We start from the raw sequence: 23,102 nt of genomic DNA on the forward strand, positions 1-23,102 counted from the left end.
AACCGACCAACCAAATCAGCCTTTTTAGGAGAAAATAAATGCCCTTGAAGATCCGACTGGCCCGTGCGGGCTCGAAGAAGCGTCCTTACTACCACGTCGTCATTGCCGACGCCCGTTCACCGCGTGACGGCCGGTTCATCGAGTCGATCGGCTCATGGAACCCGCTGCTGCCCAAGGACGGCGAACGCGTCAAGGTCGACGCCGACCGCGTCAAGCATTGGCTGGCGCATGGCGCCCAGCCGACCGACCGCGTGCTGCGCTTCCTCGACGAGGCCGGCCTCGTCAAGCGCGACGCCCGTTCCAACCCGAAGAAGGCCGAGCCGGGCAAGAAGGCGCAGGAACGCGCTGCCCTTCTGAAGAAGGCGCAGGAAGATGCCGCTGCTGCTGTTGCGGCGGCCGCAGCTGCACCGGCCGAGGCGGAAGCCGCCACCGCCGAATAATTGATCTATTCGCATCCGGGAAAACGGCGGGCCAAGGCCCGCCGTTTTGCTGTCCGGTTCTGTCTGTAAGAGCTGCCGATCAATAACCGCTCGGGCAGCGGTCGATGTAGACGCGGCCACGACGATCACGGTAGCGGCATTCGCCACGCTCGCTCGCCCGGCCGATCAGCGCGCCGGCCACGGCGCCGACAGCACCACCGACGACGGCGCCTTCAACCGGATCGCCAGCGACCGCCGCACCGACGGCAGCGCCACCGAGGCCGCCTACGGCCGCGCCTTTTTCCGTTTGCGAACAAGCGGCGAGCGGCACCAGCAGCGCCATCAAAAGCATCATTTTCTTCATCATCGTTCCTCTCCGATAGGAGCCGCCTCCGCCGCCAGGCGAATCTCTAACTCGCAACTCCGCGATTCGATCCCTGAGACATTGCCCGGCAAAGGGTTCAGGCTTTCAGCGGAAAGCGATGCTTCGATCTGGATCTAACGGCTGAACGGGATCAGCGCGCGGACCCTGGCATCGCGCAGATACAGGCCGCCCCACAGGATAATGCCGAGATAGACGCCGAACAGCATGTGCGAGAACAGCGGGTTGTCGACACGGACATTGGTGGCGATGGCGCCGCCCATATAGGCGGTGAGCAGGATGGCGCCGAGCACCGAGGTGCGCGGCAGTGCATAGAGAGCGGTCGAGATCAGGCCGATGACGCCCAGCATGCGCGCGACATTGGCATCGGCCGGCCAGCCGAGCGGCACCATCGTCTGGGTGACGACATCGAGCGGCGGCAGCTTGATGACGCCATCGAAAATCATGAACAGCACGATGACGCCGCTGAGCGCGCGGCCGGTCCATAAAGCGCCCGGCGAGACGGGCGCGATTTCGGAAATGCTCATGGTGGTCCCTCCTAGTGGTTCGAGCCCTTTTCGCTGGGGTCGAACCAAGGACGTGGCATGGGGCTGCGATCCGACAGAGGTCCGAATTGTTTTAAGCCCGCGCGCCTTCGCCTAGGAAAAATAAAACTTTTCCGCGGGGATCATCTTCGGCGGCGTTTCGCCCAGCGCTTCGAACACCGAGATTTCGCAGACACGGCAGAGGCCGTCGAGTGCAAGGTCGTTGGCCTCGGTGCCGAACGGATCCTCGAGCTCTTCCGACAGCGCGTCGAGACCGAAGAAAGTATAGGCGATCAACGCCGTGAACAGCGGCGTCGCCCAACCGGTGGTCGAGATCAGGCCGATCGGCAGCAGCAGGCAGACGATGTAGGCCGTGCGATGCACCAGCAGCGTGTAGGCGAAGGGTAACGGCGTACCGGCGATCCGCTCGCAGCCGGCCTGGATGGCGGCGATCGACGCGAGCCTCTCATCGAGGATACGAAAGCCGATCGAGTCGACATCGCCCGCCCGGCGCTGCGCATTGGCACGCCGGCCCATGCGCCTGACCATCTCATCTGCCGGATTGGAAAAGGCTGCGGCCTTGTCCGCCTCGGCGTCGATGAAGGCGCGGGCATCCTTCATGCTGTCGATCTTGCGCAACTGCCCGCGCAGGAAATGACAGAAGGCGAGCGCTTCCATCAGCAAGGCGCGCTGCTCGGTCTGGTCCGGGATGAGGCTGGTGGTGGCGCGGGCCAGGTTGCGCATTTCGAAGACCAGCGCGCCCCACAGCTTGCGCGCCTCCCACCAACGGTCGTAGGCGGCGTTGTTGCGGAACGAGAGATAGATCGACAATGTCACGCCGACCAGGCCGAAAGGCGTGATGTTGAAGACGCTGAAATCAAGCTGGAACCGGCGCGCCACGGCCAGGATGATCGCGGAATAGAGCGCGAAGCCCAATATCTGCGGCAGGATGCGTGGCACGACCGAACCGCGCATGATGAAGAACAGCTGCAGGAATGTGGGGCGCGGGCGAACGATCATCGAAGGCCTTTCACGGGCCGGCATCGGCCCTCAGCTCCTCTATTGTGCGATGCGACAGGTCCGCAAGCCCAGCCGCCAGCGACATCGCCATGTCGTCCTTGCAGCGCCAGGACTATCGGCACGGGCCGGTCGCGGATATTGAAGAGCACGTGGGCTGCGGCCCATTTCTGCAGGCGAGAGAAACGAATGACCGGCGAGACCGATCTGAAGACACTGCTGGCATCGATGACGCCGGAACTGCTCGCCGGCACCTATGTCTTCGCCACACTGGCGCCCGGCGTCGCCCAGCCGGAGGGCCTCGAGCCGGTGATGGTGTTTCGCGAGCGCGAGGGCGTGACGCTGATCGTAACCGAGGAGAAGGCCATCGCTGCGGCACTGACCGCGTCATTCCGCTGCCGGATGGTCACGCTGAACATCCATTCGTCGCTGGAAGCCGTCGGCTTCCTCGCCGCCATCACCGCGCGGCTCGCCGCCGCCGGCATGGGCGTCAATCCCGTCTCGGCCTTCTACCACGACCATCTGTTCGTCCCGGCCGACAGGGCGGAGGAAGCACTGGAGCTGCTGGTTGGGTTGGCGGCTGAGAATCGAAGCTGAGGCTGGTGCTGCCCCTCATCCCCCTGCCGGGACCTTCTCCCCGTGAACGGGGAGAAGGGAGCTAACGGCCAAAGGCCGAGCACGCGACTGCGGGCCGCCGATCGTTCGGCGCCCCCGCGGAGGGCCCGCCGCGGCAGCGGCGATACGGCCCGTGAGCGAAAACTAAGCCGCCTTCTTCTTCGGCTGGATCAGGCCGCGCTCGACCAGCAACTCGGCGATCTGCACCGCGTTGAGTGCGGCACCCTTGCGCAGATTGTCGGAGACGATCCACATCGACAGGCCGTTGTCGATGGTCGAATCCTCGCGGATGCGCGAGATGAAGGTGGCGTCCTCGCCGGCCGATTCCAGCGGCGTGATGTAGCCGCCGTCCTCGCGCTTGTCCAAGACCTGGCAGCCTGGGGCTTCACGCAGGATATCCCGCGCCTCGTCGGCGGTGATCGGCTTTTCGAACTCGATATTGACCGCTTCCGAATGGCCGATGAACACCGGCACGCGCACGCAGGTCGCCGTCAGCTTGATCTTGGGGTCGAGCATCTTCTTGGTCTCGGCGACCATCTTCCACTCTTCCTTGGTGGAGCCGTCATCAAGGAAGACGTCGATGTGCGGGATGACGTTGAAGGCGATGCGCTTGGTGAACTTCTTGACCTCGACGCCATCGGCGACGAAGACCGCGCGGGTCTGGGTAAAGAGTTCGTCCATGCCTTCCTTGCCGGCGCCGGATACCGATTGATAGGTGGCGACGACGACACGCTTGATGGTGGCGAAGTCATGCAGTGGCTTCAATGCCACCACCAGCTGCGCCGTCGAGCAGTTCGGATTGGCGATGATGTTCTTGCGCGTGAACAGCGAGATCGCGTCCGGGTTCACTTCCGGCACGATCAGCGGCACGTCCTGATCGTAGCGGAAGGCCGACGAATTATCGATGACGACGCAGCCCTGCTTGCCGATCTTCGGCGACCATTCCTTGGAGACGTTGCCGCCGGCCGACATGATGCAGATGTCGGTGTCGGAAAAATCATACTGGTCGAGCGTCTTCACCTTCAGCGTGCGGTCGCCGAACGACACTTCCGTGCCCTGGCTGCGCCGCGACGCCAGCGCCACGACTTCGCTTACCGGAAAGCCGCGCTCTTCCAGTATGTTGAGCATTTCCCGGCCCACATTGCCCGTGGCGCCGACGATCGCTACCTTGAAACTCATCGAAAAATCTCCTGTCCCTCTCCGCTTGGTTTTTGGAGAAACCCGCTGGCCGATGCGGGTTCCGTCCCCCGGGCCGAACCCGGGAGAGGGTGGTTAGGCCAAGGGAGTCACACCGTTTTGGTGGTGGTTTTGGCCATAGTTTTGGTTGAACGCAGGAACGCGTGCTCCGACCGTCCGCGAACCATGCTGCCATGGCCGGAGAAGTCGAGTGCATAAAGCGCCATCAAAAGGCCGCGCATCGAAACTGTCCTGTTCGGTGCCGGCTTTTACGCGGTTTGCGTCAAGAGTCAATTGGCGAGCGACGCCGGTTTCCCCTGCGCCCTGTACAATCGCGGCTGCGCGAAGTACGAACGGTCAAGATTGTTTGGCTGGCGCTAGGTCGGCCCCGGCATGTGCTCCATGATGAGCGCGGACCCTAAATTCCGAAAGAGTGAGATGTCCAACTTCGAAGCACTTGTTCCAGCGCTTGCCAGGGCGCTGGAGAAACGCGGCTATTCCGAGCTGACGCCCGTCCAGAAGGCGGTTGTGGCGCCGGAACTCGGCGAGGCCGATGCGCTGGTTTCGGCGCAGACAGGCTCCGGCAAGACGGTGGCCTTCGGCCTCGCTCTGGCGCCGACCCTGCTTGAGGGCGCGGAGCGCTTTGGCCACGCCGCCGCACCGCTGGCGCTGGCGGTGGCGCCGACGCGCGAACTCGCCTTGCAGGTGACGCGCGAGCTGGAATGGCTCTACGAACTAACCGGCGCAACCGTGGCGTCCTGCGTCGGCGGCATGGACATGCGCTCGGAGCGGCGTGTGCTGGAGCGTGGCGCCCATATCGTCGTCGGCACGCCCGGCCGGCTGCGCGACCACATCACCCGGCGCTCGCTCGACATGTCGGCGCTGAAGGCGGTGGTGCTCGACGAGGCCGACGAGATGCTCGATCTCGGCTTTCGCGAGGACCTCGAATTCATCCTCGACGCGGCTCCGGCCGAACGCCGCACGCTGATGTTCTCGGCCACCGTGCCGCGCTCGATCGCCACGCTAGCCCAGGGCTACCAGCGCGATGCGGTGCGCATTTCGGCGGCCGGCGAGGAGAAGCAGCATCTCGACATCGAATACCGGGCGCTGAGCGTCGCCCAGCCCGACCGCGAGAACGCCATCATCAACGTGCTGCGCTATTACGAAGCCAAGAACGCGCTGGTGTTCTGCAACACGCGTGCCGCCGTCAATCATCTGACCGCACGCTTCAACAACCGCAACTTCTCCGTCGTGGCGCTTTCGGGCGAGCTCAGCCAGAACGAGCGCAGCCATGCCTTGCAGGCAATGCGCGACGGCCGCGCAAAAGTCTGCATCGCCACCGATGTCGCGGCGCGCGGCATCGACCTGCCCAATCTCGAGCTGGTCATCCACGCCGATCTGCCGACCAATCCGGAAACGCTGCTACACCGCAGCGGCCGCACCGGTCGCGCCGGGCGCAAGGGCGTCAGCGCGCTGATCGTTCCCAACAGCGCCCGCAAGCGCACCGAGCGGCTGCTGCAGAACGCCGGCCTCAAGGCAACATGGGCGAGCCCGCCCTCGGCCGACGACGTGATGCGGCGCGACGACGAGCGCATCCTGGCCGATCCGGTTTTCGACGAACCGGTGAAGGACGACGAACGCGGTTTCATCGACGCGCTGCTCGCCAGACATGGCGCCGAACAGGTGGCCGCTGCCTTCGTGCGCCAGTGCCGCGCCAGTCGCTCGGCGCCCGAAGACCTCATGGAGATCGCGCCGTTCACGCCGTCGCGTGAAAGACCGGCGGGCGAAGGTTTCGCGCGCCGCGACGAGGCGCCCAGCCGCCGCGACGATTTCGGTGACAGCGTCTGGTTCTCGCTGTCGATCGGGCGTCGGCAGAATGCCGAGCCGCGTTGGCTGATCCCGATGCTGTGCCGCACCGGCAGCATCTCGAAGCGCGAGATCGGCGCCATCAAGATGCAGCCGGAAGAGACCTACGTGCAGATATCAGCCGACTGGGCCGACCGCTTCCTGGCCGCGATCGGTCCCGACCGCAAGCTGCAAGGCAACATCCTGGTGAAGCGGCTCGACGGTACGCCCGATCTTTCACGCGCCGGCTACCAGCCGCCAAGCCCCGACAAGAAGCCGCATCGCGGCAAGGCGCCGTTCGACCCCAACGCGCCGAAGCGCAAATTCGAAAAACGTGCACCGGCAGCAGTCGATCAGCGCCCGGCCGCCCCGCATGATGCAAAGCCATGGGCGAAGAAGCCGGGCAAGCCGAAATTCGACACCACCGGCGCGCCTAAGCACAAGAAGGCGAAGAAGCGGCCCGACTAGAGCATTTCACCGTTTCACGGAAACGGCGATCTGCTCTAACTCTTTGTTTTGACGCAATTCCCAAGGGAAAACGCTATGCGTTTTCCCGGGAAAACCGCTTCACACTTTTCCTAGAATTGCTCTAGGACTTTGGCCGGAGGGACGCGCTTGCCTGCAGGCCAGCCTTGATGGCAGCCCAGCTGGCCGATGCCGGCGTCGGGCGATGCTGCTTTGCGATGCGTTCCGTCAGCGACGAGCGCCAGCCAGAATCCTCCCCCATCCTGCGGATCGCAGCGTACCAGCCGGCCTGGTCATTGGAATCGATCGCCGGCATCAGCCCGCCGCTCGCCTCGATCAGCGACGGCGCGGTCGAGACGATGACGGGAATGCCGAAATCGAGACATTCCGAGGCGCCATAGCCCCAGCCCTCGATATGCGAGGGAAAGACGCCGAAGGAAGCGCTGCGATAATATCGGATGAGCTCCGCATCGCTGATCGCTCCGGTGAACGTAACCCGCTCGAGCAGTCTCGGATGAGCCTTGAGATAGGCGCGCAGCGGATCGATCATCCAGCCCCAGCGCCCGGCGCAGACGAGCCGCGGCAGCTTGACGTCCTCGTCGAGCGCCTGCTGCCATATCCGTGCCAGCAGGATGTGGTTCTTGCGCACTTCGATGGTCGAGCAATAGAGCACGAACGGCTCGTCGGCCTCGATGCGCGAAGTCTGGCCGATGCGCGAAGCCGTCTCGTACAGGATGGACGGCATCGGAAACCGGTATACCACCGGCTGCGTGACGCCTGCCTGTTGCATATGATCGGTCAGCGTCGCACCAACTTCGTCGGATGCACAAAATGCCGGCGCGCCGGAACGCACGAGGTGCTCGAGATATGACCCGTAGCGAGCCTCGCCAGGGCTCATACCAACCATGTCGGGGCGCAGTGTCGGGATGAGGTCGTGGCAAAGAAACGCGAGGCCGCCGGCGCGCCCGGAGACGGCGGTTCGGTCATCCCCGGTCAGAATGTGATGGCTGATCAGGACAAAGCCGCGTTCGGTCTCGTTCGGTTGGCTTGGAACCTGACGCGGGGCCGACTGGATCCGCGCCCGCTGGTACAGACGATAGGCCCTGATCAGCAGCCTCGTCGCCTGATAGGCAATCCCTTTGCGGCCATGGGTCACCGTCTTGGCGAGATGGCGGTCGGCGTCGCGCTTGCCCCATGGCTGCTGCCTCACCGCTTCGAAGGCCTGCGACATCGCCGTGCGTCTCCCAGGCCATCGTTTGAGGCGCCAGGGTGAAATCTCGCCCGTCGCGACATGGTCCTGCTCGAAAGGAGCGAGGGGGCGAAACCGGCCTTCCCACGGTCGGAACGCCACCACCTCCACGCTAGCGTCGGGATCGGCCAGGGCTGCGCTGACGAGAAAGCTTTCCACCCGTGGGATGCCGACAAGTCCCTGGCCGGACGGCCAGAACGTCAGGCCGGTGGCGTCGATGGCCAGCCTGGGAGGTCTTCTTTCCCCTCCATCTTCAATCACGGTTTTACTGTCAGGACTCTCGACTGTCATGTTCTGCTTCTGTCGAAGGCGGTTGCACTCGATGCCTTATGCTTCATTTGCCGCGAAGACGGTAGCCATGCCGGCTTGCCCATCGGCTCGGCCCTGTGCCACCTTCGGCCGGGACGTGGCGAGCGGGGGTGGCAAATGCGCGGCGAAGTGCTTCACTATGACGAGATCCAGGGCTTCGGCTTCATATCCGGGGCCGACGGCAACCGTTACACCTTCACCCGCGAGAACCTGCGCCGGCAGACCGCCATGCCCAACGGCACGGCCGTCGAGTTCCAGCCGGGTGGCGGCCAGGCGCGCGACGTCTTTTCGATCGCCGCTCCGACTGCCACTGCGACCGCCGCCGACCCCGGCATCAAGGCCGCACCGGCCCAACCCAGCGTTCCACCTGCAGAAGCCCCACCTCCTGCGCAGCATTTCGGTCGGTCTTCCGAGATAGCCGAGCCCAGTGATCTCTGGGGCTATTTCTGGCGCGGCGTGACGCAAAACTATTTCAATTTCGGCGGGCGCGCCCGCCGCAAGGAATATTGGGGCTACTGCCTGTTCTGGACGGTTTGCCTGCTGATCATCGGCGGCATCGGCCTGTACACCGATATGGATATGGGCGGTTTCGACAGTGATATTTCGGGCGCGATAACGGTCGGGCTGTTCGGCACGTTCCTGCTGGCTACACTCCTTCCCAGCCTCGGCATGATCGTGCGCCGGCTGCACGACATCGGCCTGTCGGGCTGGCTCTGCCTGCTGATCCTGATCCCGACCATCGGCAGCCTGATCATCCTGGTCTTCGCGCTGATCCCGACGCAGGCCAGGGAAAACCAGTGGGGGCCGGTGCCTGCGGGCGTCAGGATTTAGCCGCCACGTGTATTGCAATTACAAACAACCCTGGGTAGTATTTGCGCAACGCGGGGGAGAAACATGCGTGGCACGATATTCCACTACGATCAGGATCAGGACTACGGCTACATCGACGGAATCGACAGCAAGCGTTATATCTTTGCCCGTGACGATGTGAGCCATGAAGTGACCCTCGCCAGGGGCACCCTTGTCGAGTTTCAACCGGATGACGGTACGGCGCACGATATAGTCGCCGTCACCCCGACAGCGCCATCGCCAAGCACGGGCCAGCCACGCCGTTCGGCCGAGAGCAGGCCCGCCTATTCCACGGGTCTGTGGGCTTACTTCTGGCGCGCGATAATTGCGGACTATAGCAATTTCAAAGGTCGCGCCCGCCGCAAGGAATTCTGGGCCTTCTGGCTATTCTACACCCTCGGGATATTGGCGCTTCTAGGCTTCGGAATACTCGTTGACCTGGCGTTCAATGGCTTCAAAACCAATGCGGACAGGACGCCGATGAGGGCCATAGGGCTCATACCCTTCCTGGTCTTCTTTTCGGGATTGATCCTGCCGTCGATTGCCCTCGTCGTGCGGCGTGTGCATGACGCGGGTCTGAGCGGCTGGTTTGCACTGCTGGGCTTCATCACTCCCATTGGCAGCATTGCCTTGCTGGTCTTCGGACTTCTGCCGTCCCAGGTGGGCGAAAACCCTTGGGGACCAGTGCCGGCAGGCGTCAGGATCTAGCCGCTTTTCAGCGCCTCGCCCGAAAGCCTGAGAAAGACCTTCTGGCCGTGGCGTTCGGCGCCAAGCCGGTCGTAGAAGCGCAGTGCGCCCTCGTTCCAGTCCTCGGTGGTCAGGTCGATGCGGCCGATGCCTTCGCGCAGGCAATGATCGGCGAGAAAGCCGATCATTGCTCGGCCGACGCCGGCGTTGCGGGCTTTGTCGCGCACGAACAGATCCTTGAGGAACAGCAGCCGCTCAAGATCGATGCCGGGATGCGCGATCGCCACCGACGCCAGGCCGCTGACCTCGCCGTCGACGAAGGCGAGCGCGAAATGCGGATAGGCCGGGCTTTCCTCGCCAAGCCATTTGCGTGCAGTAGACAGGGCCCGGTCAGCATCGAGAGGCGGCTGCCGGTAATGCTCCGCCATCTCGCACAATATGGCCGCGAGTGCCGTCGCGTCCTCGATCGTCGCCCAGCGGACGTCGACCGTCACGGAATCAGCCCAGGAATTTGGCGATGATCGCGTCGCCCATCTGAACCGTACCGACCTCGGTCATGCCATCGGACATGATGTCTTTCGTCCGCAGGCCTGCGTCGAGCGCGGCGGCGATCGCGCTTTCGACACGGTCGGCTTCATCGACCATGCCGAAGGAATAGCGCAGGCACATGGCGAAGGAAGCGATCATGGCGATCGGGTTGGCGATGCCCTTGCCGGCGATGTCGGGGGCCGAGCCGTGCACCGGCTCGTAGAGCGCCTTGCGCTTCTTGGTCTTCACATCAGGCGCGCCGAGCGAGGCCGACGGCAGCATGCCGATCGATCCGGTCAGCATGGCGGCGATGTCGGACAGCATGTCGCCGAACAGATTGTCGGTGACGATAACGTCGAACTGTTTTGGCCAGCGCACCAGCTGCATGCCGCCGGCATCGGCCAGCATGTGGTCGAGCTTGACGTCGGAATAACGCGCCTTGTGGGTCTGGGTGACGACCTCGTTCCACAACACGCCCGACTTCATCACATTGCGCTTTTCCATCGAGGTGACATGGTTCTTGCGCGTGCGCGCCAGTTCGAAAGCGACGCCCGAAATGCGCTCGATCTCGAACGTGTCGTAGACCTGCGTGTCGATGCCGCGCTTCTGGCCGTTGCCGAGATCGATGATCTGCTTGGGCTCGCCGAAATAGACGCCGCCGGTCAACTCGCGCACGATCAATATGTCGAGGCCTTCGACCACCTCCTGCTTGAGCGAGGAGGACGCCGCCAGCGCCGGGTAGCAGATGGCCGGGCGAAGGTTGGCAAACAGCTCCATGTCCTTGCGCAGGCGCAGCAGGCCGGCCTCAGGGCGCACCTCGTAGGGCACCGCATCCCATTTGGGACCGCCGACGGCGCCGAACAGCACTGCGTCGGCCGCCATCGCCTTTTCCATGTCGGCATCGGAGATCGCCGCGCCATGCGCGTCATAGGCGCAGCCGCCGACCAGCCCCTCATCGGTGGCAAAACCGCTGCCGAGCTTGTCGTTCATGACCGCGATCAGTTTCTTGACCTCGGCCATGGCCTCGGGACCGATGCCGTCACCGGGGAGCAGGAAAAGATGCTTCGTTGCCATGGAGGAACCGTCCTGGAAAGAATTTGAACCGCGGCCTTGCTAAACGCCAAGCCGGTTGTGCGCAAGGAGTAACGCAGCGATCAAGAACAACCTCGTTCGTTTGCGATCCTTCGCGCTCCCCTCTGCCCCGCCAGCCTCCCGCAAATTGCAGCGCCTTGCCTTCACCGATGCGAGAGAATGTTGACCAGCCGGCCGAACGGATCGCGGACATAGAAGCGGCGCACGCCCCAGGGCTCGTCGGCCGGTCCGTATTCGATGGCGAAGCCGGCCGCCTTCATAGCGTCGAGCGCCGCATCGACATCATCGACCTCGATCGAAAGATCCGGCACCGGCGTTTCGGAGCCGCCTTGCGCCATGAAACTGACCTGGACATCCATCTTTGCCTGCGAGCCGTAGGTGGCGATCCAGCCAAGGTCCATAAGCACATCGAGGCCGAGGACATCCTGATAGAAACGCTTGGCCGCAGTGGCATCCGATGTCTCGATATTGGCAACGATGCGCCGGACTTTCATCGTCGGTCGCCTTTCAAGCCGTGCGCCGCAGCGCCGTCACCTCGATCTCGATCTTCATTTCCGATCTGTTGAGCTGGCAGACGATCATCGTCGCCGCCGGCCTGATGTCGCCGAACGTCTCGCCGAGGATCGGGAAGACCACGTCCACGAAGGCCTGGTCAGTGATGTAGTAATGCGCCCGCACCACGTCGGCCATCTCGAAGCCGCCGTCCTGAAGCGCCTTGCCGATCGTCGCCAGGCAATTGCGCGTCTGCGCCTCCACCGTCTCCGGCATCGTCATCGTCGTATAGTCGTAGCCGGTCGTACCGGACACGAAACACCAGTCGCCCTGCACCACGGCGCGCGAATAGCCGGCGGTCTTTTCGAAGGGCGAACCGGTGGAGATGAGTGTGCGCATGGGAGGTTCTCGCAGGATTTGGTGGCCATTTTGCCGGAAAAGGGTAGGGCGGGTCATGGGCCAACGCAGGTGGATTGGCGGTGCAAACCTTCGATGCCGGCGGGACAGCACCCCCCTCTGGCCTGCCGGCCATCTCCCCCTCAAGTGGGGAGATTAGCAGCTTCGCCATTCAGCACTCTTTTCTGCATTGCAGATTGGCAAAAGGAGAGAAGAGCCGATCTCCCCCCTTGAGGGGGAGATGTCCGGCAGGACAGAGGGGGGTGCGGCGGTCGCCCACAAAATCCTAATTCCCCGCCCCCAGCGCCTTGTCCAGCGCCGCCTTCACATCCGCCGGCCATGTCGCCATATCAGGCCAGGCGTTCGGCTGGCCATTGTCGCCGCGGCGGGCGAAGTACAGCTTGTGCTGGGCCGGGTCGACCGCCATGAAGCCGTCATTGCCGCCGCAATCATGCGGCACGCAGCCGCTGGCGTAGAAGACGCCCGAAGCGGCCTTTTCGGTACCGCCGCCGACCAGCAGGCTGGTCGCCATGTCGGGCATGTCCTTGCCGAGCAGCTTTTCGGCTTCCTTGTAGACGGCCTCGTTGTGGAAGGCGTCGGTGATGTTCTGGTACTTTTCCGGATCGATGTCTTTCCAGTCCGTGCCGGGTTCCGGCATGTAGGTCAGATTGCCCGAAATCGTCAGCCCATCGGTCGGCGACCATTGCAAAGCCGGCTTCTCATCCCCCGGCAGCAGATAGGGCACGAAATAGATGGCGTTGTCGGACACCGCCGAGGGCGGCGCGCCGCACTGGTCCTGCTCGACCGTGGTGCTCTGGATGGTGCCGCCTTCCGGTTTCCAGACGATCACCGTCGCCGGCCCGCATTGGTTGCCGCCGTCGCCGACATCGAACAGCGCCACCTTGACGCCGCCGACCTCGACTATTTTGTCGAAGAAGACGTCATAGTTGGTGGCCAGCTGCTTGCCGTCATAGGCAAGCACCTTCTCACCATACTGTTCCTTCTGGGTGATGGTCAGCGTGCCGCCTTCGAAAGGGACGGGCGCCTGCTTGTCGTCATCGGCAGCGTCGGCGGCGTTCGTCCCCTGATCGGCGGACGGCTGGTCCGTCGCCGGGGCCGGCTGGGTGGCGGGTGCCTGTGTCTGCGCGAACGCGCTCACGGTCTGCCCTAGCAACAAGGCCAGCCCGCAAACGCCGGCAAGAAGCAAACGTGTCATGACTGTCCCTCCGTTCGCCGCCACGAACCCGGCCTGTGGCGGCCGGGTCAGATCCTGCGACTCAGGCCCAGGGGCGCTGTTCGGCGTTCCGCTTCTCGAACGACGCGATGGCGCCGGCCTTCTCCATGGTCAGGCCGATGTCGTCGAGACCGTTGAGCAGGCAGTGCCGCTTGAAGTCGTCGAGGTCGAAGGTGACGACACCGCCGTCGGGACCGCGGATTTCCTTGGCTTCGAGGTCGACCGACACTGTGGCATTGGAACCGCGCGAGGCGTCATCCATCAGCTTCTCGAGATCCTCGGGGCTGACGGTGATCGGCAAAATGCCGTTCTTGAAGCAGTTGTTGTAGAAAATGTCGGCGAACGAGGTCGAGATGACGCAGCGAATGCCGAAGTCGAGCAGCGCCCATGGTGCGTGCTCGCGGCTGGAACCGCAGCCGAAATTGTCGCCGGCAACCAGGATCTGCGCCTTGCGGTAGGCCGGCTTGTTGAGCACGAAATCCGGATTTTCCGAGCCGTCATCCTTGTAGCGCATTTCGGCGAACAGGCCGGTGCCGAGCCCGGTGCGCTTGATCGTCTTGAGGTAATCCTTCGGGATGATCATGTCGGTGTCGACATTGACGATCGGCATCGGAGCGGCGACGCCGGTGAGCTTGGTGAACTTTTCCATGGCTTTTGCCCGTGTTTTCGTTGCGGGGGGATTGCTGAGGCACGGTTTACACAAAGCCGGCAGCAAATAAAAGGCAACTGTTCGTGCACGGTGGCACAAGCCAGCCCGATGGTGCAGTCTGGCGGCCATGGCAGAAAACGCACACGTCCTCTATGCGCGTGAACCCGCGCTCGACATCGCCGAATTCCGGCGTGTGCTGGTCGAATCCGGCCTCGGCGAGACACGGCCGGTCGATGATGAAGCACGCCTGCGGGCGATGCTGTCGGGCGCCAATCTGGTGCTGACCGCGCGTCTCGACGTCGAAGGCAAGCCGCTGGTCGGCGTGATCAGAGGCATCACCGACTTCTCCTGGGTCTGCTACATCTCCGAACTCGCCGTTTCCCGATCGGCACAGGGGCTCGGCATCGGCAAGGGCCTGATGGACGAGGCGCGCCGGCAGCTTGGACCGTCGGTCGCCATCAGCCTGATCTCCATGCCCGACGCCGTCGGCTTCTACGAACGTATCGGCATGAAGCGCATGGCCGACGCCTTCTGGTTCGACCGCAAGGGCTGAGGTCTCTCTGGTTGGGGAACGAGAGAAGCGCGCCTTGCCTTCTCCCCCTGTGGGAGAAGGTGGATCGGCGCGCAGCGCCGAGACGGATGAGGGGTGTTCCAGCGGAGTGAGGCGTTGGCGTTCCCTGGAACACCCCTCATCCGTCGCCTTCGGCGACACCTTCTCCCACAGGGGGAGAAGGAAACGCCAACGCTCAAATCACGTTCAATTCCCGGAACGCCCGCCCTTCCGCGACTCGACCATACCCGAACGCCGAACAATCCACCGTGCGATAGCCGCCATGCACGATCAGTTCGGCCAGCGCCTTGCCGACCGCCGGCGCCTGCTGCAGGCCATGGCCGGAGAATCCGTTGGCGAACAGGAAATTGCCGACTTCGGGATGCGGACCGATCACCGCGTTCTGGTCGAGCGTGTTGTAGTCGTAGTGGCCGGCCCAGGCGCGGGTCGGCTTGATCGCCTCGAAGGCGGGAATGCGGGTCGCCAGCACCGGCCAGATCACCTCTTCGAACAGCGGCCAGTTTACCTCGAAGTCACCGGGATCGGGTGCGCGGTCGCCTTCCTCCGGTTCGGCGCCGCCGGTGAGGTAGACCGAGCCTTCCGGACGGACATAGATGCCCGAGGGATCGACCAGCAGCGGCATGTCGGCATATTTCTCGCGCGCCTCGAAGACGAAGACATTGCGCTTGCGCGGTTCGACCGGCAGTTCAAGCCCGGCCATGGCAGCCACCTTGCCGGCGTTTGGGCCGGCGGCGTTGACGACGATGCCAGCCTCCAGCGTCTCGCCATTGCCGAGGCTCACGCCGGTGACGCGATTGCCATCGCGCGCGATGGCGGTGACATCGGCGGTGATGAAATCGACTTTCTTCTGCCGCAGCGCCTTGCGGAACAGCGTCAGCATCGCATGCGCGTCGAACCAGCCTTCGCCGGTGCGGCCATAGGCGCCGGCTGAAATGCCCTCGGTCGACAGCCACGGGAACCGGCGCGTAAGCTGGTCGGCATCCTCGAGCACGATGTCGGCGCCCTCGGCCATCTGCGCCTCGTGATTGCTCTTGAGGATCGGCAAGCCGTCCTCGCCGGCAAGGATGAGGTAGCCGCCTTCGCGAAAGCCGATATCGGCGTCGGCGCCAAACTCTTCCTTCAGCCGCCGGAACAGCTTTAGCGTGAACTGCGACAGGCGGATGTTTTCCGGGATCGAGAATTGCTGGCGGATCGAGGCCATGGACAGCGTCGTTGCCGCATGCGCGAATTGCGGATCACGCTCGACCAGCGCGATCGTGCCGGAAAACCCTTGCTCGCGCAGATAGTAGGCGACCGAGGAGCCGACTATGGCTCCACCGATGATGACGATGTCGTAGCGCATGTTCTCTCCGATCCGGCCGATGGTGTCCTTCACGCCATCGGCAGAATGATCTCGAAGCGCGTGCCGCGTTCGCTGTCAACCAGCGCGATCATACCATCATGCGCTTTCAGGAGGGCCAGCACGATGCCGAGCCCCATGCCGGTGCCGCCCTGCTCGCGCCGCGTGGTGAAGAACGGTTCGAAGATGCGCGCCCGGTTGCTCGGCGAAATGCCGGCGCCGTCGTCGCTGACCAGGATGCTCGCCTTGCCGCCGGCGCTCGTAGCCGAGACAGAAACCGCCGTCGCGCCGTGCCTGGCCGAATTGTCGATGAGATTGGCCAGCACGATAGCCGCGTTCTCGGCCGATATGCGCAAGCCGATTTCGCTGCCGGCTCCGATGCTAACCGCCAGCCTGTTGTCGACGGGAAGCAGCGCCAGCGCCGCACCGATCGATGTGCTTTCGCCGCTCGGCGCCAGGTTTTCGGCACGCGCCAGGTCGAGCAGGCGGCGAACCAGCAGATTGAGCCGTCCCGCATCGGTGACGATATTGTCTGAAAAGCGCCGCCGCTCCGTATCGTCCATCGCGCCACCGGAATCGCGCAGCAGTTCGGCCGCGCCCTGGATCGCCGTCAACGGCGATTTGAGCTCATGCGACACATGGGTGGCGAACGTCTGGATGCTGTCGGAACGCGCCTGCAGTTTTTCGGCCATGTCGAGGAAGGCGGCGGAAAGCTCCGCCATCTCTCGCGTGCCGTGATGGTCGAGCGGCCTGATCGCCGCGCGGTCGCCGGCGGCGATGCGCTCGGTGCGGTCGATCAGCGCATAGATCGGTCGGCTGACGGTGCGCAGGAAGATGAGGCCGATGAGCAGCGTGCCGCCGAGAATGGCGATCGCCGCCAACGTCACCTTGCCGCGTTCGCCATAGAGATGCTTGATGATGTTGTTGGGCGTTCGCGACACATAGACGACGCCGGCGACCTGGCCGCCGACAGCGACCGGCAGGGCGACGAAGACACGCACCTTGGTGCCGCGGCTGACCGAATAGAGCGGTGGCGTCGGCTGGTCGGGAATGCGCAGCCTGAGCGCGCTGGCATAGTGACCGGCAAGTGCTGTGCGCACCTCTTCGACCTCGCTGAGCGACTGGCCGACCTCGCCCCGTCCGGCAATGACGACGCCCCGGGGGTCGAGCAGCCGGAAGCCGGCCAGCGTGGTTTTCTGGGTGGCGTCGAGAATACCGGACAGACGGGTGCCGATCGCGGCAAAGGCGGGATCGACGATCGCCGGCATCGCCGCCGGCCGGGTCGGCAGCACATAGTCGGAGGCGAGATCGAGTTGCGGCTCGATCGGCTTGTACAGCGGGCCCGGATTGACGCTTCGGCTTGAATCCCCGCCTGGCCCCGGCATCGGCGCACCGAGCTTGTCCGCCGCAATGCCGGCGTCGCGCACATCCTGCGCATAGATGGCGGCGATGGCCGCCCCTTGCGCGATCAGCTCCGCTTCGGTCTGGCGGATCAGCTGGTTCTCGTAGAGGCGGAAGAAGAACAAGCCGACCAATGGCAGGGCCATCACCATGATCAGGATGGCGACGACGACCGTGGCAAGCCGTGGCCGCCACTTGCGGCCGATCCATTTGCCGGAAGTCGTCAGCCGCATCGGCCAAGCCGGAAGCCGACGCCATGCACGGTCTCGATGGCATCCAGGCAACCCACTGCTGCCAGCTTGGCGCGGATGTTGCGGATATGGCTGTCGACGGTGCGGCCGGCGACATGGATGTTTGCGGCATAGGCGCTGGCCATCACCGCGTCGCGGTCGAGCACATGCGCGGGCCGCGCCAGGAATCCCTTCAGGATCGAGAATTCGATCCCCGTCAGGGCAAGCGCCTTGCCGTCGAAGCTGGCAGCGTGACTGGCCGGCGCCAGAGCCAGTTTGCCATGCGAAAACTGCCTGTTGTCGACCGGTTCGGCCGCCGCCGGGCGGGCGCGCCGCAGGATGACGTTGACGCGGGCGACCAACTCGCGCGGGCTGAATGGTTTCGTCACATAGTCGTCGCCGCCCATTTCGAGCCCAAGGATGCGATCGATCTCCTCGTCGCGCGCGGACAGGAACAGCACCGGCACATCGGATGTGTGCCGCAGTCGCCGGCAGACCTCCAGCCCGTCCATCTCCGGCATGCCGATGTCGAGCACGACAAGATCCGGCGCCCGGCGGCCGATCGCCTGCAGGGCGGCGGCACCGTCGGCCACCCCTGTCGTTTTCATGCCGGCCTTTTCCAGCGCAAAGCAGATCACCTCGCGGATGTGCGGGTCATCGTCGGCGACGAGGATGTGATGCGGCATGGATCAGCGGCCCGGCATGGAAGGTTCGATAGCGGAGGGAATCACGAACGGCCCCTTGGTGTCGAGATATCGCAGCAGCCGCCAGTCGCGAAAGCTCCAGGCCCGCCAGTTCTGCTGGATAGTTCGATACCAGATTTCATCGCTGCCGCGCACGCCAGCCAGTTCGCGGACAGTGCCGGCCGCCGCCGTCTTGCCCTGTTGCTCGAGGAAGCGATCAAGTGCGGGAAACGCGCCCGGACCGAGCGAGTGAAGATACCAGGCGTCTAGGGGAATGCCCTGGCCGGTCATTTCGAGGGAATGGTCGACATTGTAGTTGGCGATCGTCGCTGCAAAATTGATGAAACAGCCGGCATAAAGCGTCAGAGATAACGTCAGAAGATTGGCGGACAGCAGCCATTCGTTGGATTTTCTCAGCGCGATGCGGGCAATGATCAGGGCAAGGCCTGCTGCGACCAGCCCCATCCAGACAAAGGCGGCGACGCGCCAGTAGGTCAATGCATAGATGCCGACATAGAGGTCGAGCCGCAGGATCGACGAAATGACCAGCATGATGTTCTGCGCCACCCAGGCATAGACCAGCCGGCGGATAAGCGGATCGGCCGATGTCTCGCTGCCTGGCCGCAGCGCCGCCAGCACGAAGCCGGCGGCAAGCAGCGCGGTGACGATCAGGGGATAGGCGCCACGATGCGCGTAGGAGGCGTAGCTCAGCCCGTCGGGAAGGGCGGCCCCGCCCCACAGATAGGTGGCGTCGAGCGCCGTCTGCAGCGCAAACAGGATGTTGAAGACGATCAGGGCGCGCAGGATGGCGGCCTTGCCGAACAGGATGTCTTCGATGGTGGTGGCGGTTTTGTCGGCTTGGGCGCTGACCGCCGGCGCCGCGCGCGGGATGCGGCGAACCAGGCGCGGCAGGCGCGGCCGCAGAAAAGCCCAGACAGCAGCCAGCACGAACAGCCAGAAGGCAATCCGCGCCAGCTGGATAAGATCGAGCAGCCTCACGAGGTCGATCAGCGACAGCCAGTAGTCGATCACCGGATTGGCGGCGCCGAACAGCGCCAGGAAGACCGTGCCCAGCGTCAGCGGCATCACCCAGACAGCGATCGCCGCCAGCCGGATGCGCCGCCGGCCGAACCGCCGCGCCGTCCTGCGCCAGCGGACGAAATCATTGGCGAAGCGGAACGGCGTCGCCAGCCCGAACAGCACGATCTGCCCGGCAATACGGGCGATGCTGTGCCGCAGCCGCCCGCTCAGCGAAAGCGCAAAGACGGTCAGCGCCGCCAGCGCGATCGAAACCGACAGGGTGCTGACGTTTTCAGCCAGCGGCAGCAGCGCGACAAGCAAGGCGATGGGCTTGAGCCACACCCGACCGTCGCTGAAAGCCGCCGGATGCACGGCGACAACCGCGGCGGCAATCAGCAGGGCGAACAGGAAAACCGTGATCCCGGCGGGCTGGCCGTAGAACAGGAAATCCGCAAGTGCCGCCAGCAGGATGGCGACACCGAAGCGGCTGCAATAGCTCGGCGCGGCGGAGAGCAACGCTGTCATGATCGGGCTTTCCTGATGGCGTCCCGCCGAGTTGCCGGCGGGCTCTTGCGGACAAAGGGAATGAGGGTTGCGACGGGACACACGCGCGGCGCATCGACCAGCCACCAGTCTTCGCGGCGCAGCCGGTAAGGCAGACGGGGTTTTGCTCGCTTTTGCATGCCACCTGTTTGTCAGGCCGGCGGGGAGGCAGCACGGCGGATCGGAGGAGGTTTTCCGCAAGCGTGTGCAGTTTTCGTGCAGGCAATTGTTGAGGTCGAATTCGCCATCTTTCTAACGTCGGCGCTGCCCCTCACCTGCCTGCCGGCATCCTCTCCCCGTAAACGGGGCGAGGAACGCTCTTGTCGCCGGTTTCGCCAATCTCCAGCGTCGCAAGAAAGGCGCCGGCGTTGCCGCCAGCTCCTCTCGCCCCGTTTACGGGGAGAGATGTCCGGCAGGACAGTGAGGGGCAGCACCAGCTTTCGCGATTGGCTCGCCTCAGGCACAGCCCTGCGCGCTTGCCTCACCCACCCACAAGCGGCATAGATCACCCATGGAAACCTATCGCCCGCGCCGCTCCGTGCTCTACATCCCGGCTTCCAACGACAAGGCGCTGGCTAAGATCGCGCAGCTTGCCTGCGATGCAGTCATCATCGACCTCGAGGATGCCGTCGCCCCGGCCGACAAGATCGGCGCTCGCGAAAAACTGGCCGGCATTTTCGCCAACCGCCCCAACGAACGCTGCGAGATGATCGTGCGCATCAATGCGCTGGCAACCGAATGGGGCGCCGACGATTTGCTGGCTGCCGCAGGCTGCGAGCCCGACGGCATCCTGTTGCCCAAGGTCGACACGCCGCGCGACCTGCTCGAGGCCGGCGATGTGCTTGACGACAATTTTGCTCCCGACAGCGTGAAACTATGGGCGATGATCGAGACGCCCAAGGCGCTGCTCAACATCGGCGCCATCGCCGAGCTTGGCCGCGATCCGGCCTCGCGGCTCAATTGTTTCGTTGCCGGAACGAATGATCTGGTCAAGGAGACCGGCATTCTGGCAATGCCTGACCGACGTTACCTCGTGCCATGGCTGATGCAGATGGTGCTGGCCGCGCGCGCCGGCGGCATCGATATGCTCGACGGGGTCTCCAACGATTTTCGCAACCTCGACGCTTTTGCCCGTGAATGCGCGGAAGCCGCGGCCATGGGGTTCGACGGCAAGAGCCTCATCCACCCGGCCCAGATCGAAGCCGCCAACCGTGCCTTCGCACCTTCCGCGGAAGCCGTGGCCGAGGCGCGCTCGGTGAAGGAAGCCTTCGCGCTCGCCGAGAATGCCGGCAAGGGCGTGATCGCGCTGAACGGCAGGATGGTCGAGCGCCTGCATCTGGCGCAGGCCGAAAAACTGCTGGCGAAGGCAGCCGCCATCGGGGCATAAATGCTCGATGGATGCGAGCGGGCTATGGCTACTCACGACAGGACTGAACAATGAAACTCTACCGCTTTCTGTCCGGCCCGGACGATGCCAGCTTCTGCCACAAGGTGACGGCGGCGCTGAACAAGGGCTGGCACCTGTTCGGCTCGCCGACCTATGCCTACGACAAGAAGGCCAAGACGATGCGTTGCGGCCAGGCCGTGGTCAAGGATGTCGACGGCCAGGAATACGGGCCCGATACCAAGCTGAGTGACTGGTAGGGGACAGCGCTGAGGACTCTCTCTTTCTTCGTCATCCTAGGGCGGAGCAAGGAGCGAAGCGACGCGGCGCAGACCCTAGGATCCATGCCGTGACATTGGCCGTAGAATGCGGCGGATCAAAATGGCGCTTGTGCGCGCATCAACGCTCGCTACCCTGAAACCACGACCGGCTACGTCTATATGACCGCGAGTCAGAACCGCGGCACCATCTATATCGGCGTCACCAACGATCTCGGCCGTCGAATGCCTGAGCACAAGGCCGGCCAGGGCTCGCGCTTCACGAGTCGCTACAGCGTACAGCGGCTGGTGTGGTACGAGGAATATTTCGACATTACCGATGCCATCCAGCGCGAGAAGTCATTGAAGCGCTGGCCTCGACAATGGAAGATCGAGCTGATCGAAACGGCCAATCCGGAGTGGTTCGAGCTCTTTCGTGGAACCGGCTGGTAGCCGCTCGGGTTTCTTGCACCGCCGGAGCATAGCATCGCCGTCACGGCATGGATCCTAGGGTCTGCGCCGCGTCGCTTCGCTCCTTGCTCCGCCCTAGGATGACGAAGGTGTGGGGCTACTCGGCCGCTTCTTCGAACTTCTCCATATCATCGTCCGACAGGCCGAATGGTGACCGATCTCGTGGATGTCGCCCAGCGTCTCTTCGTTCTCGGACCAGTAGTCAAGGATATCGACGGTCAGGAATGAGGGCCGAATACAGCGCTTGGTCGATCAGTAACCAGCTACGCCAGATTTTCCCAGGCGGCTCTGATTTCGTTGAACCGTGCGTCTGCGCGGCCCTCGACGTCATCGCAGCCGAAATAGAGGATCGATAGCGCTGCAAGGAGACCGGGATAGCCGGAGACGGAATCCATTCTCGTAAGGATTTCAGGAACCGGCAACCGCTTGCGTTCAATCATGGAGATCGCGCATTCCGCTGTCATAGGTGCCATCGGGTGGTCGAATTCGGATAGCCAGAAATCGACCAGGGCAACGAGAGTGGCCGGTTCGATGGCAGCACTTGCGGGCAGATGGCAAAGCTCACTAAGTGCGAGGAAAGCGGCATTCGGCGAAATCCCGATGGCGGTTGCGATCAGTTCCCGGCTTTGTGAAATGTCGTGGTACGGCCAATTGCAATCGATCAGGTCGGCAAATTCTGCTTCCGTCATCTGAGTGCTACTCGGCCGCCTCTTCGATCTTCTCCATATCATCGTCCGACAGGCCGAAATGGTGGCCGATCTCGTGGATCAGCACGTGGGTGACGATGTCGCCCAGCGTCTCTTCGTTCTCGGACCAGTAGTCGAGGATGGCGCGGCGGTAGAGCGTGATCCGGTTCGGGCCTTCGCCGGTCTGCGGGTTCCAGCGCTCGGCGATGCCGCGTCCCTCAAACAGGCCGAGCAGGTCGAACGGCGTCTCCAACGACAGATCGTCCATGATCTCGTCGGTCGGGAACTCGGCGATCTGGATGACGATCTCGCCGGTCAGCTTGCGAAAATCCTCCGGCAGATGGGCGTACGCCTCCAGCGCCAGGAACTCCATTTCGTCCATCGAGGGCGAGAGTTCGTCGTGCCAGGTGCGGGTCTTGTAGATGCGGGCCATGCTTTGTCCTTTGATCCCGGCATATAGGCTTTCGCACCGTAATCGGCAAATGACACGGGCCGATGCGCCTGCGCCATCCGCGCGGAGAGGAATAAATTCCCCATGTGTCTGCTTGACTCTTGAGATGCGCTCTGGAATCTATAGGGAACATAACAG

At 63.7% G+C, this 23,102-nt stretch carries 27 protein-coding genes and 1 pseudogene; 9 read left to right on the plus strand and 19 right to left on the minus strand.

The window, feature by feature from the left end; genetic code table 11:
• The first annotated feature begins 38 nt into the window (after positions 1-38).
• A complete protein-coding gene (gene rpsP / locus NKJ67_RS16350) occupies positions 39-440 on the plus strand; it encodes a 30S ribosomal protein S16 (RefSeq protein ID WP_013528800.1) in 402 nt (133 codons plus the stop codon).
• Positions 441-519: 79 nt separating this feature from the next.
• Here rpsP and NKJ67_RS16355 read toward each other — a convergent pair whose 3' ends face one another.
• The 3 genes from NKJ67_RS16355 to NKJ67_RS16365 all read right to left on the minus strand — a co-directional run bounded on the left by NKJ67_RS16355 (position 520) and on the right by NKJ67_RS16365 (position 2,369).
• A complete protein-coding gene (locus tag NKJ67_RS16355; protein ID WP_127382303.1) occupies positions 520-783 on the minus strand; it encodes a YMGG-like glycine zipper-containing protein in 264 nt (87 codons plus the stop codon).
• Positions 784-917: 134 nt separating this feature from the next.
• Positions 918-1,328 carry a DoxX family protein gene (locus NKJ67_RS16360; RefSeq protein ID WP_127329323.1) on the minus strand — a complete coding sequence of 137 codons (411 nt, stop codon included), beginning with the start codon at positions 1,326-1,328 and terminating at the stop codon, positions 918-920.
• A gap of 111 nt (positions 1,329-1,439) precedes the next feature.
• Positions 1,440-2,369, minus strand: coding sequence for a bestrophin family protein (locus NKJ67_RS16365; protein WP_245482884.1), 930 nt, complete (start codon positions 2,367-2,369; stop codon positions 1,440-1,442).
• Between the two features lie 162 nt (positions 2,370-2,531).
• On the opposite strand from NKJ67_RS16365, the gene NKJ67_RS16370 reads away from it, so the two are divergent.
• Entirely contained in the window at positions 2,532-2,939 is a 408-nt protein-coding gene (locus tag NKJ67_RS16370; protein WP_352581943.1) for an ACT domain-containing protein, read from the plus strand.
• A 162-nt stretch (positions 2,940-3,101) separates the two neighbouring features.
• On the opposite strand, the gene NKJ67_RS16375 is transcribed toward NKJ67_RS16370, so the two are convergent.
• Positions 3,102-4,136, minus strand: coding sequence for an aspartate-semialdehyde dehydrogenase (locus NKJ67_RS16375; RefSeq protein WP_256747762.1), 1,035 nt, complete (start codon positions 4,134-4,136; stop codon positions 3,102-3,104).
• 107 nt (positions 4,137-4,243) lie between these two features.
• The gene (locus NKJ67_RS16380) at positions 4,244-4,375 is read right to left on the minus strand and encodes a hypothetical protein (protein WP_281040148.1); all 132 of its coding nucleotides are present in this window, start codon (positions 4,373-4,375) and stop codon (positions 4,244-4,246) included.
• Positions 4,376-4,571: 196 nt separating this feature from the next.
• Here NKJ67_RS16380 and NKJ67_RS16385 point away from each other — a divergent pair, with 196 nt between their 5' ends.
• Entirely contained in the window at positions 4,572-6,446 is a 1,875-nt protein-coding gene (locus NKJ67_RS16385; protein ID WP_128289598.1) for a DEAD/DEAH box helicase, read from the plus strand.
• A 121-nt stretch (positions 6,447-6,567) separates the two neighbouring features.
• Here the strand turns inward: NKJ67_RS16385 and NKJ67_RS16390 are convergent, their stop codons facing one another.
• On the minus strand, positions 6,568-7,983 hold the full coding sequence (locus tag NKJ67_RS16390) for a glycosyltransferase (RefSeq protein WP_352581944.1): 1,416 nt from the start codon (positions 7,981-7,983) through the stop codon (positions 6,568-6,570).
• 135 nt (positions 7,984-8,118) lie between these two features.
• Here NKJ67_RS16390 and NKJ67_RS16395 point away from each other — a divergent pair, with 135 nt between their 5' ends.
• Entirely contained in the window at positions 8,119-8,832 is a 714-nt protein-coding gene (locus NKJ67_RS16395) for a DUF805 domain-containing protein (protein WP_352581945.1), read from the plus strand.
• A gap of 63 nt (positions 8,833-8,895) precedes the next feature.
• Positions 8,896-9,558, plus strand: a complete 663-nt coding sequence (locus NKJ67_RS16400) for a DUF805 domain-containing protein (protein WP_352581946.1) — start codon at positions 8,896-8,898, stop codon at positions 9,556-9,558.
• Here the strand turns inward: NKJ67_RS16400 and NKJ67_RS16405 are convergent.
• The 6 genes from NKJ67_RS16405 to leuD form a co-directional block, all read right to left on the minus strand.
• A complete protein-coding gene (locus NKJ67_RS16405) occupies positions 9,555-10,031 on the minus strand; it encodes a GNAT family N-acetyltransferase (protein ID WP_352581947.1) in 477 nt (158 codons plus the stop codon). The two genes, NKJ67_RS16400 and NKJ67_RS16405, sit on opposite strands and share 4 nt — an antisense overlap.
• 4 nt (positions 10,032-10,035) lie before the next feature.
• The gene (gene leuB / locus NKJ67_RS16410; protein WP_352581948.1) at positions 10,036-11,139 is read right to left on the minus strand and encodes a 3-isopropylmalate dehydrogenase; all 1,104 of its coding nucleotides are present in this window, start codon (positions 11,137-11,139) and stop codon (positions 10,036-10,038) included.
• A 161-nt stretch (positions 11,140-11,300) separates the two neighbouring features.
• Positions 11,301-11,651: a VOC family protein gene (locus NKJ67_RS16415; protein ID WP_127271319.1), complete on the minus strand. Its 351-nt coding sequence runs from the start codon at positions 11,649-11,651 to the stop codon at positions 11,301-11,303.
• A 13-nt stretch (positions 11,652-11,664) separates the two neighbouring features.
• A complete protein-coding gene (locus tag NKJ67_RS16420; protein WP_352581949.1) occupies positions 11,665-12,048 on the minus strand; it encodes a RidA family protein in 384 nt (127 codons plus the stop codon).
• 283 nt (positions 12,049-12,331) lie between these two features.
• The gene (locus tag NKJ67_RS16425; protein WP_352581950.1) at positions 12,332-13,261 is read right to left on the minus strand and encodes an Ivy family c-type lysozyme inhibitor; all 930 of its coding nucleotides are present in this window, start codon (positions 13,259-13,261) and stop codon (positions 12,332-12,334) included.
• Between the two features lie 61 nt (positions 13,262-13,322).
• A complete protein-coding gene (gene leuD, locus NKJ67_RS16430) occupies positions 13,323-13,928 on the minus strand; it encodes a 3-isopropylmalate dehydratase small subunit (RefSeq protein ID WP_023810900.1) in 606 nt (201 codons plus the stop codon).
• Between the two features lie 127 nt (positions 13,929-14,055).
• On the opposite strand from leuD, the gene NKJ67_RS16435 reads away from it, so the two are divergent.
• A complete protein-coding gene (locus tag NKJ67_RS16435) occupies positions 14,056-14,481 on the plus strand; it encodes a GNAT family N-acetyltransferase (RefSeq protein ID WP_127271072.1) in 426 nt (141 codons plus the stop codon).
• A 193-nt stretch (positions 14,482-14,674) separates the two neighbouring features.
• On the opposite strand, the gene NKJ67_RS16440 is transcribed toward NKJ67_RS16435, so the two are convergent.
• Genes NKJ67_RS16440 through NKJ67_RS16455 form a run of 4 tightly spaced genes read right to left on the minus strand, consistent with a single transcriptional unit; the run spans position 14,675 to position 19,697 of the window.
• On the minus strand, positions 14,675-15,841 hold the full coding sequence (locus tag NKJ67_RS16440; RefSeq protein ID WP_352581951.1) for an NAD(P)/FAD-dependent oxidoreductase: 1,167 nt from the start codon (positions 15,839-15,841) through the stop codon (positions 14,675-14,677).
• A 29-nt stretch (positions 15,842-15,870) separates the two neighbouring features.
• Positions 15,871-17,472, minus strand: a complete 1,602-nt coding sequence (locus NKJ67_RS16445; RefSeq protein ID WP_352581952.1) for an ATP-binding protein — start codon at positions 17,470-17,472, stop codon at positions 15,871-15,873.
• Positions 17,463-18,155, minus strand: a complete 693-nt coding sequence (locus NKJ67_RS16450) for a response regulator transcription factor (protein WP_127271328.1) — start codon at positions 18,153-18,155, stop codon at positions 17,463-17,465. The genes NKJ67_RS16445 and NKJ67_RS16450 overlap by 10 nt, the downstream gene beginning before the upstream one ends.
• 3 nt (positions 18,156-18,158) lie before the next feature.
• Complete coding sequence (locus NKJ67_RS16455) at positions 18,159-19,697, minus strand: DUF4153 domain-containing protein (RefSeq protein ID WP_352581953.1); 1,539 nt, start codon at positions 19,695-19,697, stop codon at positions 18,159-18,161.
• 529 nt (positions 19,698-20,226) lie between these two features.
• Here NKJ67_RS16455 and NKJ67_RS16460 point away from each other — a divergent pair.
• The 3 genes from NKJ67_RS16460 to NKJ67_RS16470 all read left to right on the plus strand — a co-directional run bounded on the left by NKJ67_RS16460 (position 20,227) and on the right by NKJ67_RS16470 (position 21,809).
• The gene (locus NKJ67_RS16460; RefSeq protein WP_352581954.1) at positions 20,227-21,102 is read left to right on the plus strand and encodes an HpcH/HpaI aldolase/citrate lyase family protein; all 876 of its coding nucleotides are present in this window, start codon (positions 20,227-20,229) and stop codon (positions 21,100-21,102) included.
• A gap of 50 nt (positions 21,103-21,152) precedes the next feature.
• Positions 21,153-21,359 carry a DUF1737 domain-containing protein gene (locus NKJ67_RS16465; protein ID WP_127267290.1) on the plus strand — a complete coding sequence of 69 codons (207 nt, stop codon included), beginning with the start codon at positions 21,153-21,155 and terminating at the stop codon, positions 21,357-21,359.
• A gap of 180 nt (positions 21,360-21,539) precedes the next feature.
• Positions 21,540-21,809, plus strand: coding sequence for a GIY-YIG nuclease family protein (locus NKJ67_RS16470; protein ID WP_127267291.1), 270 nt, complete (start codon positions 21,540-21,542; stop codon positions 21,807-21,809).
• 115 nt (positions 21,810-21,924) lie between these two features.
• Here the strand turns inward: NKJ67_RS16470 and NKJ67_RS16475 are convergent.
• The 3 genes and pseudogenes from NKJ67_RS16475 to NKJ67_RS16485 all read right to left on the minus strand — a co-directional run.
• Positions 21,925-22,037, minus strand: a pseudogene (locus tag NKJ67_RS16475) (metallopeptidase family protein); the annotation flags it as partial.
• A 53-nt stretch (positions 22,038-22,090) separates the two neighbouring features.
• Positions 22,091-22,516, minus strand: a complete 426-nt coding sequence (locus tag NKJ67_RS16480; RefSeq protein ID WP_127267292.1) for a hypothetical protein — start codon at positions 22,514-22,516, stop codon at positions 22,091-22,093.
• A 7-nt stretch (positions 22,517-22,523) separates the two neighbouring features.
• A complete protein-coding gene (locus NKJ67_RS16485) occupies positions 22,524-22,946 on the minus strand; it encodes a metallopeptidase family protein (RefSeq protein WP_023763026.1) in 423 nt (140 codons plus the stop codon).
• Positions 22,947-23,102 lie beyond the last annotated feature (156 nt).

Source organism: Mesorhizobium sp. M0088, assembly GCF_040322895.1.
Lineage (GTDB): Bacteria > Pseudomonadota > Alphaproteobacteria > Rhizobiales > Rhizobiaceae > Mesorhizobium.